This is a genomic window from Planococcus sp. TJ-301, from assembly GCF_058268475.1.
This window is the reverse complement of record NZ_JBZDOH010000001.1, coordinates 180,284-196,951: the sequence shown is the minus strand read 5'-3', so window position 1 is coordinate 196,951 and position 16,668 is coordinate 180,284. Positions and strand designations below refer to the sequence as shown.

13 protein-coding genes and 1 other annotated feature are annotated in these 16,668 nt (G+C 50.1%); of the genes, 2 read left to right on the top strand and 11 right to left on the bottom strand.

Translation table 11 applies throughout. The annotated features are described in order from the left end of the window. Positions 1-43 precede the first annotated feature (43 nt). Complete coding sequence (locus AC4EHJ_RS01010) at positions 44-907, top strand: ATP-grasp domain-containing protein (protein ID WP_490973743.1); 864 nt, start codon at positions 44-46, stop codon at positions 905-907. Then, the gene (locus AC4EHJ_RS01005) at positions 904-1,692 is read left to right on the top strand and encodes an ATP-grasp domain-containing protein (RefSeq protein WP_490973742.1); all 789 of its coding nucleotides are present in this window, start codon (positions 904-906) and stop codon (positions 1,690-1,692) included. Before AC4EHJ_RS01010 ends, AC4EHJ_RS01005 begins: the two co-directional genes overlap by 4 nt. Before the next feature lie 391 nt (positions 1,693-2,083). On the opposite strand, the gene AC4EHJ_RS01000 is transcribed toward AC4EHJ_RS01005, so the two are convergent. From AC4EHJ_RS01000 to lon, 11 genes are all read right to left on the bottom strand, one after another. Then, entirely contained in the window at positions 2,084-4,714 is a 2,631-nt protein-coding gene (locus AC4EHJ_RS01000) for a valine--tRNA ligase (protein WP_490973741.1), read from the bottom strand. Positions 4,715-4,781: 67 nt separating this feature from the next. Next, positions 4,782-5,002, bottom strand: a binding site (T-box leader). 22 nt (positions 5,003-5,024) lie between these two features. Continuing rightward, positions 5,025-6,074 carry an AbrB family transcriptional regulator gene (locus AC4EHJ_RS00995; RefSeq protein WP_490973740.1) on the bottom strand — a complete coding sequence of 350 codons (1,050 nt, stop codon included), beginning with the start codon at positions 6,072-6,074 and terminating at the stop codon, positions 5,025-5,027. A gap of 318 nt (positions 6,075-6,392) precedes the next feature. Further along, a complete protein-coding gene (hemL, locus tag AC4EHJ_RS00990) occupies positions 6,393-7,679 on the bottom strand; it encodes a glutamate-1-semialdehyde 2,1-aminomutase (protein ID WP_490973739.1) in 1,287 nt (428 codons plus the stop codon). After that, positions 7,680-8,660, bottom strand: a complete 981-nt coding sequence (gene hemB, locus AC4EHJ_RS00985; RefSeq protein WP_490973738.1) for a porphobilinogen synthase — start codon at positions 8,658-8,660, stop codon at positions 7,680-7,682. After that, entirely contained in the window at positions 8,653-9,354 is a 702-nt protein-coding gene (locus AC4EHJ_RS00980) for a uroporphyrinogen-III synthase (RefSeq protein ID WP_490973737.1), read from the bottom strand. Before AC4EHJ_RS00980 ends, hemB begins: the two co-directional genes overlap by 8 nt. After that, positions 9,347-10,276, bottom strand: a complete 930-nt coding sequence (hemC, locus tag AC4EHJ_RS00975; protein WP_490973736.1) for a hydroxymethylbilane synthase — start codon at positions 10,274-10,276, stop codon at positions 9,347-9,349. The genes AC4EHJ_RS00980 and hemC overlap by 8 nt, the downstream gene beginning before the upstream one ends. A gap of 15 nt (positions 10,277-10,291) precedes the next feature. Further along, the gene (gene ccsA, locus AC4EHJ_RS00970; RefSeq protein ID WP_490973735.1) at positions 10,292-11,122 is read right to left on the bottom strand and encodes a cytochrome c biogenesis protein CcsA; all 831 of its coding nucleotides are present in this window, start codon (positions 11,120-11,122) and stop codon (positions 10,292-10,294) included. 84 nt (positions 11,123-11,206) lie between these two features. After that, on the bottom strand, positions 11,207-12,571 hold the full coding sequence (gene hemA / locus AC4EHJ_RS00965; protein WP_490973734.1) for a glutamyl-tRNA reductase: 1,365 nt from the start codon (positions 12,569-12,571) through the stop codon (positions 11,207-11,209). A gap of 456 nt (positions 12,572-13,027) precedes the next feature. Next, positions 13,028-13,438, bottom strand: a complete 411-nt coding sequence (locus tag AC4EHJ_RS00960) for an HIT family protein (protein ID WP_490973733.1) — start codon at positions 13,436-13,438, stop codon at positions 13,028-13,030. 68 nt (positions 13,439-13,506) lie between these two features. Next, positions 13,507-14,088 carry a ribosome biogenesis GTP-binding protein YihA/YsxC gene (yihA, locus tag AC4EHJ_RS00955; RefSeq protein ID WP_490973732.1) on the bottom strand — a complete coding sequence of 194 codons (582 nt, stop codon included), beginning with the start codon at positions 14,086-14,088 and terminating at the stop codon, positions 13,507-13,509. Then, a complete protein-coding gene (lon, locus tag AC4EHJ_RS00950; protein ID WP_490973731.1) occupies positions 14,085-16,412 on the bottom strand; it encodes an endopeptidase La in 2,328 nt (775 codons plus the stop codon). Before lon ends, yihA begins: the two co-directional genes overlap by 4 nt. Positions 16,413-16,668: the final 256 nt, after the last annotated feature.

Here is a 16,668-nt window from a genome sequence, read left to right as displayed (position 1 = left end):
TACACTTTTTTGAGACTTATTATATCACGAAGGTGGAGTGGAAATGACTACTTGTTGGGTTATTTATAATGGCAGTTTGGTTTCGGATAAATTCGCAGATCAGGCACACCTTGTTGCGGACGCGGCTGAGCGTGCCGGCATTGAGGCGAGGGCCGTGAAAAATTATGAAGTGCTGATGGATTTGTCGGCTGAGTCCTCGTTGCCCGATTTCGCTGTGCTGCTCGATAAGGACATTCTCCTCGGCCATTTTCTGCAGAGCCGCGGCGTGCCGGTCTATAACGACCCGGCAGTCATCGGCCTTTGCGACAACAAGGCGACGCAATATATCCGCTTGGCCGAAGTTGGGTTGCCGATGCCGAAAACGATTGTCGCCCCGAAAGTTTATCCGAACTTTTCGATCTTGGAGTCCGGCTATTTCGAACGCGTCATCGCCGAGCTCGGCTTGCCGATGGTCATCAAAGAAGGCCATGGCTCGTTCGGTATGAAAGTTTATTTGATTGAAAATGAAACCGAGTTCTACGCTAAAGTCGAATCGCTGCGCGGCGTCGATTTTGTGTTCCAGGAATTTATCGAGTCAAGCCGCGGGCGCGATATCCGCGTCAATATCGTCGGTGGCAAGATCGTTGCCGCGATGCAGCGGCATTCCGAAACGGATTTCCGTGCGAACATCACGAACGGCGGGCAGGCATCCCCTATCGACTTGACTGAAGCTCAAAAAACCGTCGCGTTGCAGGCCGCTGAAGCAGTCGGGGCGGAATTCGCCGGCGTCGATTTGTTGTTCGGCGAAGGCGGCCAGCCGCTCGTCTGTGAAGTCAATGCAGCGGCGCACATCCGCAACATTTTGGAAGTCACTGGTATCAATGTCGCAGACGCTATGATTGCCTACATACTGGAGGACTTGAAATGATTTTGCTTTATGAACCGGCGGACGCTGAACGCAATAAAGAGTTTATTCAGGAATTGCGGCGCTTCGGCGATTTCGACTTGCTGCTATGGGATGATTGGTCAATTGGCGGCATGTCCGCGCTTGCCGCTAAATTGTCCGGCCTTTGGGTCCTGAACCGAACGCGGCAGCCCGAGGCGATGCGTTTCCTCGAGGACCACGGTGTGCGCTTAGTGAACCGTGCCGAAGTCAATCGCATCGCCAATGACAAATGGCAAAGTTTTGGGCTGTTGACGCTGCTCGGCGTACCGGTGACTCCGACCTACCGCGAGCCGCAGGCGTTTCCTTGCGTCATGAAGCCTGCTGGCGGACATGGCGGGCACGGCGTAGACATTATCCAATCATCTGCAGAGATACCAACAATCGCGCCTCCGCTCGTCTTCCAGCCAATCGTCGAACATATTGCCGACGTGCGTGCCTATGTCATCGGAAACAAAGTGGTTGGTGCGGTGAAACGCAGTTCACTCGAATCGTTCAAAGCCAATTACACGCTCGGCGGAGATGCAGCTAAATATGAATTGTCCGCTGAGCAGGAACAAGACATCTTGCAAATTGCCCGTGCGCTGAACAGTGATTACATCGGCATCGATTTTCTGTTGCTTCCGGATGGTCGGCATGTTTTTAACGAGATCGAAGATCCTGTGGGCGCACGCTCATTTTATGCGACGCATGACGAAAACATCGCCGAATTGCTCGTGCAGCATATGCGCGAGCTTGAACGGCAGCATCCGTTTCGCCCAAGTGAATGAATTGTTGCAGTTTGCCTCTTGGCAGGCTGTTTTTTTTCCCATGATTTAACTTGAGTGTGAGTTTCATCTTTCTGTACTTGAGTTCCACTTTTCAATGCGTGAGTTCCCACATTCTCATCCTGAGTTTCACCATTCCCCCTCGAGTTCCCACATACTCCTTTTAAAAACTATCTGATTGCCCAAAAGCATTCGCCCCGGCGAATGCTTCCTTTAGCGCTTTTCGCTGCAGGCGAAAAGCTATGCAATAAGGGCTTCCAGCTTTGATTTTCACAAGCTTCATATGTGAGTTTCACCTTTTCCTCTCTGAGTTTCACCTCTCTCTATGTGAGTTCCTCCATACTCCAAAACACAAAAAAACCACCTTCCCCATCCAGGGAAGGCGGTCTGCATATTAAAGGTTCTTCAATTCTTCAATGCGTTTTTCAACAGTTGCGTGTTTGTCGAGATAGTCGGCTTGTTTCGCGCGCTCTTCAGCTACAACGGCTTCTGGCGCTTTTGATACGAAGCGCTCGTTTGATAGTTTGCCTTGGACGAGCTTGACTTCTTTCGCCCATTTCTCGAGTTCTTTGTTCAGGCGCGCTAGTTCTGCATCGATGTCGATGAGGCCTTCAAGCGGCATGAACAATTCGGCGCCGGATACGACTGCGGACATCGATTTTTCCGGTGCTTGGATGTTTTCGCCGATCGTCAACGTTTCCGGGTTGCAGAAACGTTCGATGTAGGCGGCGTTCGCTTCAAGCACCGCGTGCGTGTTCGCGTCTTTTGCAGAAATCGTCAATGCGACTTTCTTGCTCATCGGCGACTGTACTTCCGCACGGATCGTGCGCACCGCTGTAATGATGTCCATCAATAATTTCATGTTGGCGGACTCGCTTTGGTTTGTCAGCGAATCATCGACTGTCGGCCATGCTGCGATCGTAATCGACTCGCCTTGGTGCGGCAGGTTCTGCCAGATTTCTTCAGTGATGAACGGCATGAACGGATGCAATAAACGCATCGTGTTGTCGAGTACGTAAGCAAGAACCGAACGCGTCATTTTCTTCGCGTCTTCGTCTTCGCCGTAAAGCGGCAGCTTCGCCATCTCGATATACCAGTCACAGAAATCGTCCCAGATAAAGTTATAAAGTGCGCGGCCCACTTCGCCGAACTCGTAGCGTTCCGCTAAGTTCGTCACTTGTTCGATGGTTTCATTCAAACGCGTCAAGATCCATGAATCGGCGACCGAACGTTTGCCTGAAAGATCAATTTGATCATAGGTCATGCCTTCCATATTCATCAATGCAAAGCGTGAAGCGTTCCAGATTTTATTGGCAAAGTTCCAGATGCTTTCGACTTTTTCCATCGAAAAGCGCAGATCCTGTCCTGGGCTGGATGCTGTCGCCAGGAAGTAGCGCAGCGAATCCGCGCCGTATTCTGCGATAACGTCCATCGGATCGACGCCGTTGCCGAGTGATTTCGACATTTTGCGGCCTTCCGCGTCGCGAACGAGGCCATGGATCAATACGTCGTCAAACGGTTTTTCTTCAGTAAATTCAAGCGCTTGGAAAATCATGCGCGATACCCAGAAATTGATGATGTCATAGCCGGTTACCAGCACATCGGTCGGGTAGTATTTTTTCAATTCGTCGCTGTCTTCTGGCCAGCCAAGCGTTGAAAATGGCCAAAGCGCAGATGAGAACCACGTATCCAGTACGTCTTCGTCCTGCGTCCAGTTTTCGGCATCGGCCGGCGCCTCACTGCCGACAAAGATTTCGCCGGTTTCGTTATGGTACCAAGCTGGAATTTGATGTCCCCACCAAAGCTGGCGCGAAATACACCAGTCACGGATATTCTCCATCCAGTGCAGATATGTTTTCTCAAAACGTTCCGGTACGAAATTAACGCCGTCTTCGCCTTTTTGAAGGTCCACGGATTTTTGTGCCAACGGCTTCATGTCAACAAACCATTGCGTCGATAGATAAGGCTCGACTACCGCGCCGCTGCGTTCCGAATGGCCCACAGAATGCATATGCTCTTCAATTTTGAATAAAACACCCATGTCCTGAAGGTCTTTGACAATCGCTTTGCGGCATTCGAAGCGGTCCATGCCTTCGTATTTGCCTGCGTTTTCGTTCATGGAACCGTCTTCGTGCATAACGAGCACGCGCTCGAGGTTGTGGCGGTTGCCGACTTCGAAATCGTTCGGGTCGTGCGCTGGCGTGATTTTCACTGCGCCGCTTCCGAATTCCATGTCGACATAATCGTCTGCAACGATGTCGATTTCACGGCCGACAATCGGCAGGATGACTTTTTTGCCAACGAGGTGCTTGTAGCGCTCGTCTTTCGGGTGGACCGCAACTGCTGTATCACCAAGCATCGTCTCCGGGCGGGTTGTCGCCACTTCAATCGAACCGGAACCGTCCGCGAGCGGGTAACGCATATGGTAGAATCCGCCTTGCACGTCTTTGTAGATAACTTCGATATCGGAAATCGCTGTTTTCGTTGCCGGATCCCAGTTGATGATGTACTTGCCGCGGTAGATGAGTTTCTTCTCGTATAATTTAACGAAAACTTCCTGAACCGCTTTCGACAAGCCTGCATCCAATGTAAAACGTTCACGTGAATAATCAAGGCCTAAACCAAGCTTTGACCATTGTTCGCGGATATGCGCTGCGTATTCATCTTTCCATTTCCATGATTCCTCTAGGAATTTCTCACGGCCGAGGTCGTAGCGCGACTTGCCTTCTTCGCGCAGCTTGCCTTCCACTTTCGCCTGCGTCGCGATGCCGGCGTGGTCCATACCCGGCAGCCACAGGGCGTCAAAGCCTTGCATGCGCTTCATGCGCGTCATGATGTCCTGCAATGTCGTATCCCAGGCATGGCCCAGGTGCAATTTGCCGGTAACATTCGGCGGCGGAATCACAATGGTATAAGGCGTTTTGCCGCTTTCAGGTTTCGCTTCGAAGAATTTCTGGTTGATCCACCATTCGTAGCGCCCTTTTTCAATGGCTTGCGGATCGTACTTGGTTGGCATTTCAGTCATTGGTATTCCTCCTCTTATTTTATTCGCCTAAGCGGTGTTGCCGGAAAACAAAAAAACCCCTTCGTCTGAAAAGGACGAAGGAGTTGTTCGCGGTACCACCTTTATACCAAGCTGAAAAAGCCTTGGCGCTCAAGCCTGATAACGGATTTCACATCCGGTTTCCGCTACTCGAATTTCACGGGAACTGCTCCGAGGCGACATTCGAATGCTGGTCCATGGAAGCCTCGCACCAAACGGCTTCCTCTCTGATATGCACGCACATTCTACTATCCTCATCAACGCATTGACTATCTAATTGATTCTATTGTACTCAATTTCCGCTTTTAGCGTCAAGTTTTTTTACGATGATTGTCACAATCGGCGAAGCGATCAGCAGAATAAAAAACAGGCGGAACAACTGAAAGCTCGTAATCAGCGCCACATCGCCGCCAGTCGCGAGCGCAGTGATTGCCATTTCCGCGATGCCGCCGGGAGCCGCACTCAGGAAGAAATCCAGGAAGATATATTCCGGCAGCATTTTTGCGAGAACGTAGGCAATAAATGCCGTGAAACTGATGAGCAGTACATTGTTTAAGACGATTGCCGCGCCTAAGCGGAAGGTCAGCTTGTCGCCGATTCCTTCCATCTGTAAGCCGAGCCCGGCACCGATGCATACCTGCGCCAAAGCGATCAGCCAGTACGGCAGGTCGACAAGGAACTCGCCGGTCAATGTCTGGACAATCGCCATCGTGAGAATCGGCGCAAGCAGTTCCGCTGCGGGGAAGCCGATGCGCTTCATGCCGAGATAAAGGGTCCCTCCGACAGCAAGTGCTGTGAGGAATGCAAGAGGCGCGAATGTGAAAACTTGCTCGCCCACTTCCCCTTCTTTACGTCCTGTAAGGAAGACAGTAAGAAACGGAACAATCGTGACGACCATGAAGATGCGGATCGTTTGCATCATCGTGACGACCGTGATGTTAGCGGATTTCACTTCTTCCGCTATGACGACCATCTGAGCGAGCCCACCCGGAATCGATCCGAGAAGGCTCGTTGCTAATGATTCATCAACCATCTTTTTGAACAGGAGCCCAAGCAGGATCGACAAGCCGACGACCGACACCGTCATGAACGCCATATACGGGAGGTCGAGCCACATCAGAAACACCGCATCGCGCGTGAACGATGAGCCGATCTGAACGCCGAGCATGACAAGCCCCGCCGTCCGAAGGCTTTTCGGCCAATGCAGCTCCATTTTTGTGAACTGGCTGACGAGCAGCAGCGCAATCATCGGTCCGAGCAGCCACGGCAGAAACATGCCGATCGTTTCGAATAACAAGCCTGCTGCGACAGCGATGAGCGCTGTCCTCAAGAAAATCGCCATGTTCCCACCACCTTTCGTATCCCGAAGGAGTTCTTTGTTCTATCGTACAGGAAAAAGAAAGGGAAATCTCGCGATTGGCGGAAAATCTTCATGGGAGGTTTTATTCGCCCACTCCTAAACCCTTATTGCCGGCTTTTCGCCAGCGAAAAGCGTTAAGTGCGTACTAACTTGCAGCATAACGGATATACTTGCGGGATATGGCGTTTACTTGCAGAAACCAGCCTTTTACTTGCGCCAAACGCCGGTTTACTTGCAGCAAAGCGAAATCGACATAAAAAAGCCCAAACGCAAATTCTGCGGCTGGGCTAAAGATTTTATTTAGCGTGCGAGTTTCGCGAAGACAGTGTGGAACGCTTCGACTGTTTTAGCGATTTGTTCTTCAGTGTGAGCTGTCGACAGGAACATGCCTTCGAATTGGGAAGGCGGCAAGTAAATGCCTTCTTCTGCCATCAAGCGGTAATAATCGGCGAACAAATCGGTGTCGGACGTTTTCGCTGTCGCGAAGTCGACCACACTTTCGTTTGTGAAGAAAAAGCCAATCATCGAACCTGCACGGTTAACTGTGTGCGGGATGTTGTATTTCTCAGCTGCAGCGCGGAATCCGGCTTCAAGCTGGTCGCCGCGTTCGATGAATGTGTCGTACGAGCTTTCATCAAGGCGGGACAAAGTTTCCAATCCAGCCGTCATCGCAAGCGGGTTTCCGGACAAGGTGCCTGCCTGGTAAATCGAACCGCTTGGTGCAACTTGCTGCATGATTTCACGCTTGCCGCCGAATGCGCCGACTGGCAAGCCGCCGCCGATGACTTTGCCAAGGCAAGTCATGTCTGGCGTAACGCCGTAATAGCCCTGTGCACAGTGGTATCCGACACGGAACCCGGTCATAACTTCATCAAAGATGAGGACAGTGCCGTTTTCCGACGTCAAGTTGCGAAGTTCCTGCAGGAAACCAGGGTTTGGAGGCACAACGCCCATATTACCGGCAACCGGTTCAACAATGACTGCTGCGATGTCATCGCCGAATTCCTGAAACGCCAAGCGGATGCTTTCAAGGTCATTGTAAGGTACCGTGATGGTGTTTTTCGCTACAGATTCGGGAACACCCGGTGAATCAGGCAAGCCCAGTGTCGCGACGCCTGAACCCGCTTTGATCAGCAAGCTGTCGGCATGTCCGTGGTAGCAGCCTTCGAATTTCAAAATTTTGCTGCGGCCGGTATAGCCGCGCGCAACGCGCAATGCGCTCATCGTTGCTTCCGTACCAGAAGACACCATGCGCACCATTTCAATGGACGGCACGCGTTTGATGACAAGTTCCGCCAATTCAGTTTCCAGCAAAGTCGGCGCGCCGAAGCTTGTGCCTGACTCAGCCGATTTCTGAATGGCTGCGACAACTTCCGGATGGGCATGCCCTAAAATCAGCGGCCCCCATGACAGGACGTAATCAATATACGTGTTGCCGTCGATGTCTGTGATTGTTGCGCCTTTGCCGGATGCCATGAAAATCGGATCCATGTTGACCGATTTGAATGCGCGAACCGGACTGTTGACGCCGCCCGGCATAACTTTTTTCGCTTCAGTGAATGCTGCAATCGATTTTTCGTAAGTCATTTATTTGCCCTCCAGCCAGCGTGCTGCGTCTTTTGCGTGGTAGGTCATGATGATATCCGCCCCCGCGCGTTTCATGCTCAATAAGGTTTCCAAAACGATTTTCTCTTCGTCGACCCAGCCGTTCAATGCGGCCGCTTTGACCATTGCGTATTCGCCGCTGACGTTATAAGCGACGATCGGCAAATCGAAATTGTCGCGTACTTCACGGATGATGTCCAAATACGACAATGCCGGTTTGACGATCATGAAATCCGCGCCTTCTTCTACATCGGATGCGGCTTCGCGCAATGCTTCCAAGCGGTTCGCCGGATCCATCTGATAGGTTTTGCGGTCGCCGAATTGCGGGGTTGAGTGAGCAGCTTCGCGGAACGGCCCGTAATAAGCAGAAGAATATTTCACACCGTAAGACATGATCGGCGTGTTTTCAAATCCGGCTTCGTCCAGCCCGTAGCGGATCGCTGCTACGAATCCATCCATCATATTCGATGGCGCGATAATGTCCGCTCCGGCTTTCGCCTGCGACACTGCTGTGCGCGCCAATAAATCCAATGTTTCGTCGTTTAGGATAATGCCGTCTTCGATGACGCCGCAATGTCCGTGGTCTGTGTATTGGCATAAACATGTGTCCGCGATAACCACCAATTCAGGATGGCGCTCTTTCGCAAAACGGATTGCCTCTTGCGTGATGGCGTGATCATGGTACGCCTGTGAACCGACAGCATCTTTTTCGTTCGGCACGCCGAACAAGATGACCGATGGAATACCTAGTGACACCACTTCATCAAGCTCTGCGCCTAGCGTGTCCAAGGAGAAATGGTAAACGCCTGGCATCGAAGAAATCTCCGATTTAACGTTTTCGCCTTCTACGACGAAGATCGGGTAGATAAAGTCCTCTTTTTTGACGCTCGTTTCACGTACCATTGCGCGTATGTTTGCAGATCCGCGCAAGCGGCGATGGCGGTTGAATTTCAATTCAGTCATGTGTACAACTTCCTTTCGCGATTTCATTAACAAGATCGGTGTAAGTATATTTTTCGGGAATAAAGTCGGCGCGGCCGCCATGCGTGATGAGGGCCTCTTCCGTGACATGGCCGATCGCGGCAGTGCGGATGGCGTTGAAATCGCCGCCCACTTCCGCGTAGGCTCTGACTGCGGATGGGCTCGCAAACACAACGATGACTCCGCTCATGCGGCATAATTCCCGTGCATTCTCTATTTTAAGCGCCGTTTCGTAAATAATCCATTCATCCACCTGCAGCGGCATCCCTGCGATGGTGTTTTTCGCGAGCGATCCTTTGATGAACAGGCATTTTGCTTCGCCTGCCACTGCCGGGAATTCCTGTACGAAAACGTCCGCACTGTAGACGCTCGGTATGAAATCGGCTGTAAAACCGTATTGCGCTAATTTCTCGGCAGTTTTTTCGCCGACAGCGGCAATTTTTGCATGGGTCTGGATGTGCAGTTGGCCGAACGCATCCGCGCTAGTTGCGCTCGTGAAGATCAACCAGCCGTAACAGTCGAAATCCGGCAGTTGGGACTGCCGGACCGATGTTTCTATGAGCGGCAAATAAATTGCCTCACCGCCCAAAGACGCTGTCAGGGCCATGGCCCCTTCCGGCTCTTTTGACCCGGTGAAAATGATGGTTTCGCCTGTCAATGGCAGTTTATCAGACATTGCTCTCAGCTTTTACTTTTTGAATCAAGTCGTAGCCGCCTTGTGCACTGATGCGCGCAGCAACATCTTTGCCTGCTTCGATCGGGTCGCTGTGGACTGCTGATTCTTTGAATACCTGTTCAGCATCCGGGGAAGAAATCAAGCCTGTGAATGACACTTCGCCGTTTTCGACTGTCGCGTAGCCGGCAATCGGCACTTGGCAGCTGCCGTCCATGTCTCTTAGGAATTGGCGCTCAGCGTTAACCGCTAATGCTGTTTCTTCATCGTTGACTTTTGCCAGTTCTGCAAGCAATTCCACGTCTTCTTCGCGGCATTCGATAGCGAGCGCGCCTTGGCCGATTGCCGGAAGGCATTGGTCGATTTCAAGAAATTCCGTAACGATTTCATCTTTCCAGCCCATACGCTTCAATCCCGCAGCCGCTAGAATGATGGCATCGAAATCACCCGATTTCAGTTTTTCCAAGCGCGTGTCGATGTTTCCGCGGATCCACTGGATATCGATGTCCGGGCGCAGCAATAATAATTGCGAACTGCGGCGCAGGCTGCTCGTGCCGACAACCGCTCCGACTGGCAAGTCCATGAATTTCACATGGTTATTGGCGATAAAAGCGTCGCGCGGGTCTTCACGTTCAGGGATGCAGCCGATCACAAGCCCTTCCGGCAGTACTGACGGCATATCTTTCATGCTGTGGACAGCAAAATCGATTTCCTTATCGAAAAGTGCTTGTTCAATTTCTTTGACGAATAACCCTTTGCCGCCGACTTTCGATAACATGACATCAACGATCCGATCGCCTTTCGTGACGATTTCTTTGACTTCGAATTCGAACGGCGCGCCGGCCGCTTTTAATTTATCGATAAACTGGTTGGTTTGTGTCAACGCCAGCTTGCTTCTTCTTGAACCTACAATAATTTTTCTCAAATAAATCCTACCTTTCTAGTACCAGAAATGAAATTCAGACAAACGGCTGCCGAGGAAGAAATTCACCAGCAGCAATAAAAACGCATAGATATGGGCCATCGCATACGAACTGCCGTTCAATGCCCCTTTGCGGTGGCGGTACAGCAAAATGCTGTAGACGATCAGCAAGATGAACGAGCCGATGATTTTCACGTCCAATAGCGAAAATTGCTCAAGCGAAATATACGCCCATTGCAGCCCGAGCACGAGCGACACGAACAACAGCGAGATGCCGGTGAGGATTGAAATCGTCATGCCCTGTTCGGTCTGGCCGAGCGATGGTAAATTGCTCCATTGTTTCGTCCACTTCTTCTTTTTCAGCAGCCGGTACAAAACCATGTGCAGGGCTGAAAAGACGAACGACAGCGAAAATGCGACATACGATAAAATCGCAAACGTAATATGGATCAATAATAATTCCGACACCAGCGCTTCTCCTATCGGCGAACGTTCAATCTGCACCGGAGCGAATGTATGGATCGTCATAAAAATGAAGCCAATGATGTTAATGAAAAATACCGCAAAGTCGAAGCGATAGAATATCCGCAATACAAGCGACAGCGTCACCAACAGCCAGGCATAGAAATAAATGCCTTCAAACAGCGTTAATATTGGAAATCGCTGCGTCTCTATAATGTACAGCGTTAAAAAGACGGTCTGCAGCAGCCAGACGACGCCAAGCAGCGTCATCGCGATGCGGCTCGCCCGCTTTTCCTTATATAAATAATCGAAAAAATAAAAGACAAGGCTGACAGCATATAGAATAACCATAGCTTCGTGCAGCCTTGCCATTGTTATATCAGCCATCCTATTCCCCTTCGTTTCCATAGTTAAAGGCGTTCCGCATCTACATAGTAACATATAGATCCGTGAACGCCTCTTTAAGAAAGCTTAAAATGAATATCCGGGAGTTTCTTGTTTCCGCTGTTCCTGTGCTTTATCAGCTTTGGCTCTTACAGCGTTTGTCTGCTTCTCTATTTCAATTTCCACTTCATCTTCAATACCGAAAATCTGCTGGAACAATTCCAGCTGCTCACGCGATTTAGGCGCGCCGGCCATTTCCTTCGCTTGAAGGATCGGCTCTTTCAGCAATTGATTGATGATTGATTTCGTATGTTTGTTCAATATTTTCTTTTCACGGTCGGTCAAGTCAGGCATTTTGTTTTCAATGCTGGACATTGTCTCCGCTTGAATCGTCAAAGCTTTTTGGCGCAAAGCCGAAATGACTGGAACCACGCCGAGCGTCGTAAGCCAATCGTTGAACTGAGACGTTTCGCCATCGATCATCGTGACGATTTGGCGCGCTGCGCGTTCGCGTTCTGCAAGATTCGCTTCCACGATGCCTTGCATATCATCGATATCGTACAAGAACACGTTTGGCAAATCAGCGATACGTGGATCGATATCGCGTGGAACCGCAATGTCCACCATGAACAACGGTTTGCCTTTGCGCAATTTATCAACGAACTCCATCAATTGGAGATCAATGACGAAATCTGTAGCACCCGTTGAAGAAATCAAGATGTCCGCTTCCAGCAATGCACATTGCAATTGCGTCATCGGCTTCGCGTTGCCGTTGAATTTATCCGCAAGTATTTCCGCTTTTTCAAACGTCCGGTTAATGACCGTCACTTTATCAGCACCGCTGCCTTGCAGATTCTTGATGGCCAGCTCACCCATTTTACCCGCGCCTAAGATGACGACATGCTTGTTTTTAAGCGTGCCGAAAATCTTCTTGCCGAGTTCAACAGCCGCATAAGAAACCGATACGGCATTCTCGCCGATCGCCGTTTCCGAATGCGCTCTTTTCGCAAGAGTCACTGCTTGTTTAAATAATTGATTGAAAACCGTTCCGGTCGTACCGAATTCTTGCCCTGATAGGAAGCTGGATCTCACTTGTCCGAGAATCTGCGTCTCCCCGAGGACCATCGAATCGATGCCGGCTGTGACGCGGAACAAATGTTCAACCGCTTCGTCTTTTTCATGAACGAATAAATACTGCGAGAACTCTTCTTGCGACAAACCGAAATAGTCCGCAAGAAATTGCTTCACATAATAACGCCCTGTGTGAAGCTGGTCCACCACCGCGTAAATCTCCGTCCGGTTGCACGTAGAAACGATGACGTTTTCCAATATGCTTTTCTGGTTTTTTAACGCCTGCATCGCTTGTGGAAGATCCGTCTCGATAAACGAGAGTTTTTCACGAATTTCCAAAGGAGCTGTGCGATAGTTCACCCCGACGACTAAAGTATGCATGGGTTCAAAACACCTTTCACGTTCAATATTTCATATGACTTTATTATACCACTACTAAAGTTTTATAATCTTTCACAAATGTGAACAAGACATGAAAACTCAAGTTTATTTATATTCATTATAAAGTAAGTTTAGCAAAGGCCCGGTGCATCAACAAGCATAACGCTCTTAGTCGAAATAGTGCGAGAACTTGGAGTGTGGCGTGTAGTAAATTGTGATCGGATTAGGAGTTTGTTTGCGGAATAATTGATTTGTTTGCAGAATCCGCTGGTTTGTTTGCAGAATAAACGATTTCTTTGCAGAATCCTAATTTACTTGCAGCATTCCAATTTTTACTTGCGCCATATCCGGGTTTATTTGCGGCAAACTCGTTTTACTTGCAGCAAAGGGATTTTCACTTGCGGCAAACTCCGATTTACTTGCAGCAGCCCTTCTCCCAATAAAAAACGCGCAAGCTCAGCTGCGCGTTTTTACTCGTTTGTTGTCCGGCTGTTTGAGCCAGTGGCGCAAGCCTTTGCCGGCATGCGGCTCGTCGTTATAGCGCGGCAAGATGTGGAAATGGCTGTGAAGAATCGACTGGTTGGAAGCCGCGCCAACGTTCCAGCCGAGCGTGTAGCCGTCCGGTGCGTATTTCGCATCGAGCAACGTTTTCGCTTCGTGCAGCAATTCGAATGTATCCCGCCATTCTTCCGGCGTCAGTTCGAAGGTATCGACGCGATGGGCTTTTGGTACAATGACGCCGCTGCCTTCCAGGACTTCTTGTTCGAAGCTATGCTGCAGAAAGAAACAACTGGCGTTTTCCAGCACGATTTGCTGATGATTATCTTCATGTGGGTTGCAGAATGGGCAATTTTTTTCTAGGGCCATAATCAAACTCCTTGGATTTTTTTCCATTATATCAAAAAAAGCGCAGCCGAGGCTGCGCTTTTCTACTGTTACATTCTTTTCTCGATTTCTTGCCAAGCAGCGTCTTTGCCAAGCCCTGTTTCAGAGGAAAAGACAATCAACGGATCGCGCTTGTCCATCTCGAGCGTTTCGCGGACGATTTTCTTGTGCTTATCCCATTTGCCTTTCGGAATCTTATCCGCTTTTGTGGCAATGATGATGCATGGAATGCCGTAATGCTTCATAAAGTCATACATCGCAACGTCTTCGCGGCTCGGCGCGTGGCGCAGGTCGACGATCTGGATGACCGCTTTCAGCTGTTCGCGGTCTGTGATATAGCGTTCGATCATCTTGCCCCATGCTTCGCGCTCCGATTTGGAGACTTTCGCGTAGCCATAGCCCGGTACATCGACATAGAAAAGCTGTTCTTCAATTTTATAAAAGTTGAGCGTCTGTGTTTTCCCAGGTTTTGAAGAAATGCGGGCCATACTTTTACGCCCAATCATTTTATTGATGAAAGACGATTTGCCGACATTCGAGCGGCCGGCTAAAGCGAATTCCGGTAAGCCGTCTTCCGGATACTGATCCGGGCGGACGGCGCTGATTACAAGTTCTACGTTATGGACAATCATTCACTTACTCCTTCTAATGCGATTTCAAGTGCTTCATCAGCCTGGGAAACGAGTTTGAACGTCAATTCCTGGCGGACGCTTTCCGGAATGTCCTCGATGTCCCGCTCGTTGTCCAACGGCAAGATGATCGTTTTCAATCCGGCGCGGTGCGCACTCAATGTTTTCTCTTTGACTCCGCCAATCGGCAGAACCCGTCCACGCAACGTGATTTCACCAGTCATGCCGACTTCACGACGGATCGGCCGTTTTGTCAAAGCGGAAACTAACGCAGTTGCAATGGTGATGCCTGCGGATGGGCCGTCTTTTGGCACGGCGCCTTCCGGAACGTGGATGTGGATATCCTGCGTTTCATAGAACATCGGATCGATGCCAAGTTCTTCCGCTTTCGAGCGCACAAACGACAGCGCAGTCTGAGCGGATTCCTTCATCACGTCGCCCAGTTTCCCGGTCAGTTGCAACTTTCCTTTGCCGGGTGACAATGACACTTCGATCTGCAGCGTATCGCCGCCGACTGCCGTGTAAGCAAGCCCGGTTGCAACGCCGACTTGGTTTTCCGTTTCAGCCATGCCGTAGCGGAATTTGCGCTTGCCGAGGTATTTCTCAACTTTTGCTGCATCCACTTCGACTTTCGCTTTTTCGCCTGATACGATTTCTTTCGTCACTTTTCGGCAGACGGAAGCGATTTGGCGTTCCAAGCCGCGGACACCCGCTTCACGTGTATAAAAGCGCACGATGTTCATCAAGCCGTCGTCTGTAAAATGCAGCTGCTCATCTGTCAGCCCGTGTTCTTTCAATTGCTTCGGTGCCAAATGGTTTTTAGCGATCATTTGCTTTTCAGCTTCTGTATACCCCGCTATCGAAATGACTTCCATCCGATCGCGCAATGGTCCTGGAATCGAACTCAGGTCATTTGCCGTCGCAATAAAGAGGACATTCGATAAATCATAGGTTTCTTCTATATAATGGTCGCTGAACGAATTGTTCTGTTCCGGGTCCAATACTTCAAGCATTGCCGAAGACGGATCTCCACGGAAATCAGATGACATCTTATCGATTTCATCCAGCAGGAATACCGGATTGACGGTTCCTGCCTTTTTCATCCCTTGAATGATGCGGCCAGGCATCGCGCCGACATAAGTTCGGCGATGGCCGCGGATTTCCGATTCGTCGCGCACGCCGCCAAGCGAGATGCGGACGAATTTGCGGTCCAGCGATTCTGCAATCGATTTGGCGAGCGACGTTTTCCCGACGCCGGGAGGCCCGACGAGGCAAAGAATCGGCCCACGCAAAGATTGCGTCATCTGGCGCACTGCCAAATATTCAAGGACGCGTTCTTTCACTGTCTCCAACCCATCATGGTCACGGTCTAGGACGTCTTCCGCATGCTTGATGTCGAGGCGGTCTTCAGTAGATTCCGACCATGGAATCGTTACAAGCCATTCGATGTAATTGCGGATAATCCCGCTTTCCGCCGCAGCTGAAGGCAATTTTTCGTAACGGTCCAGCTCTTTAAGAGCAGCTTTCTCTGTTCCTTCCGGCATACCGGCTTCTTCGATGCGCTTTTTCAAGTCGACGATTTCAGCTGACTTGCCATCTTTGTCGCCAAGCTCAGACTGGATCGCTTTCATTTGCTCGCGCAAATAGAATTCTTTCTGCGTCTGCTCCATCGATTTTTTGACGCGCTGGCTGATGCGTTTTTCCAAGTCGATGACTTCCTGTTCATTGTGGAGGCGGCGAATCAGCGTTTCGAGGCGTTTTTCCACATCGAATAGCTCCAGCACTTCCTGCTTTTCAGACAGTTTGAACGGCAGATGAGAAGCTACCATATCCGCCAAGCGACCTGGTTCTTCGATATCGGCAACGGTGTTATACGTTTCTGTCGTCACTTTTTTCGAAGCTTTGACGTATTTCTCGAAATGCTCAAGCAACAAACGCATCAACGCGTCTTGTTCTGCCGTTTTTTCTTCTTCATCCGGATAAGAAGACACATCAACCGCTGTATACGCGTCGCCTTCGTTGTAATTTTTCCACTTGCCGCGCTCGAGCCCTTCGACCAGCACACGGATTGTGCCGTTTGGCAGTTTCAGCATCTGCTTGACCTTCGCCAACGTCCCTATCTTATACAAATCATCTTTTCCGGGCTGTTCATTGCCCACTTCCGTTTGCGTTACAAGGAAAACGATGCTATCTTCCAGCATTGCCTGTTCGAGCGCCGCCACCGACCGTTCACGGCCGACATCAATATGCAGCACCATTGTCGGAAAGACCAATAGTCCCCGCAGCGGCAATAAAGGCACGCTCTTGCTTGTTTTTCTCTTAGCCATTGAAATACCCACCTCCGGGTTAAATTTTAATCTGGTTGACATCGATAATTTGATTTAAAATTTCGTTTTAAATAAATAATTGAGGAAAATAATACCTGATAATTAAAGAGAAAGCACCTGAGCACTGGAAATTTCGTCCTTGGCAAACCGGCAATTAAAAAACGGGCCTTCCTCTGAACGCGCGAAAACGCACGATCAGAGTCAGCCCGTATCATCCTTTGCCACCCAACTTTTACGGGCAAGTGATCCAGCTTGC

What these genes read in the sequence shown, in the direction of transcription:
- yihA (WP_490973732.1), bottom strand. Translation starts at nt 14,088, where the DNA reads ATGATTGTCCATAACGTAGAACTTGTAATCAGCGCCGTCCGCCCGGAT.
- AC4EHJ_RS01005 (WP_490973742.1), top strand. Translation starts at nt 904, where the DNA reads ATGATTTTGCTTTATGAACCGGCGGACGCTGAACGCAATAAAGAGTTT.
- AC4EHJ_RS01000 (WP_490973741.1), bottom strand. Translation starts at nt 4,714, where the DNA reads ATGACTGAAATGCCAACCAAGTACGATCCGCAAGCCATTGAAAAAGGG.
- hemL (WP_490973739.1), bottom strand. Translation starts at nt 7,679, where the DNA reads ATGACTTACGAAAAATCGATTGCAGCATTCACTGAAGCGAAAAAAGTT.
- lon (WP_490973731.1), bottom strand. Translation starts at nt 16,412, where the DNA reads ATGGCTAAGAGAAAAACAAGCAAGAGCGTGCCTTTATTGCCGCTGCGG.
- AC4EHJ_RS01010 (WP_490973743.1), top strand. Translation starts at nt 44, where the DNA reads ATGACTACTTGTTGGGTTATTTATAATGGCAGTTTGGTTTCGGATAAA.
- AC4EHJ_RS00960 (WP_490973733.1), bottom strand. Translation starts at nt 13,438, where the DNA reads ATGGCCCTAGAAAAAAATTGCCCATTCTGCAACCCACATGAAGATAAT.
- AC4EHJ_RS00980 (WP_490973737.1), bottom strand. Translation starts at nt 9,354, where the DNA reads ATGTCTGATAAACTGCCATTGACAGGCGAAACCATCATTTTCACCGGG.
- hemB (WP_490973738.1), bottom strand. Translation starts at nt 8,660, where the DNA reads ATGACTGAATTGAAATTCAACCGCCATCGCCGCTTGCGCGGATCTGCA.
- AC4EHJ_RS00995 (WP_490973740.1), bottom strand. Translation starts at nt 6,074, where the DNA reads ATGGCGATTTTCTTGAGGACAGCGCTCATCGCTGTCGCAGCAGGCTTG.
- ccsA (WP_490973735.1), bottom strand. Translation starts at nt 11,122, where the DNA reads ATGGCTGATATAACAATGGCAAGGCTGCACGAAGCTATGGTTATTCTA.
- hemA (WP_490973734.1), bottom strand. Translation starts at nt 12,571, where the DNA reads ATGCATACTTTAGTCGTCGGGGTGAACTATCGCACAGCTCCTTTGGAA.